General features: G+C 74.1%; 1 protein-coding gene. It reads right to left on the minus strand.

Annotation, left to right across the window (positions count from 1 at the left end; all coding sequences use genetic code 11):
- Positions 1-78: 78 nt before the first annotated feature.
- Positions 79-401, minus strand: a 323-nt coding sequence (locus tag I6F37_RS43155; RefSeq protein WP_225154856.1) for an iron-containing alcohol dehydrogenase, incomplete at its 5' end; no start/stop codon positions are given.

A 401-nucleotide genomic window follows, 5' to 3' on the forward strand; every position in this document is an offset into this window, starting at 1 on the left:
ATCGAACGCCATGCTGGGCAAGGGGGGTCGCCCCCCCACCCCCGACCCCCCTCCCGATCCCGGGGGGGGGGGGAACTTCTAGACCCCGTAGGCGCGCCCTAGGAGCATCAGGTAGTCGGCCTCGGTCAGCTCACGGGCGTTGCTGGGGGTGGAGCCGTTGATCAGGCTGGCGGCGGCGAGCCGCGGGAAGTCCTCGGGCTCGACGTGCGGGAGATCCCGGAAGCGGGGGATGCCGACGGCTCGGCTCAACTCGGTCAGGCGCTGCGCGCCGGCGCGCGCGAGCTCGTCGTCGGAGACGAAGCCCAGCCGCACGACGTCCGCGTCGTGCAGCTCGGGCTGGTCGCCCCAGCCGCTGCCTCCTGCGACCGCGAGCAGGGCGTCGTCGCCGAGCAGCCTGTGCG

It is taken from the genome of Bradyrhizobium sp. NBAIM08 (genome assembly GCF_020193935.1).
Taxonomy (GTDB): Bacteria; Pseudomonadota; Alphaproteobacteria; order Rhizobiales; family Xanthobacteraceae; genus Bradyrhizobium; species Bradyrhizobium yuanmingense.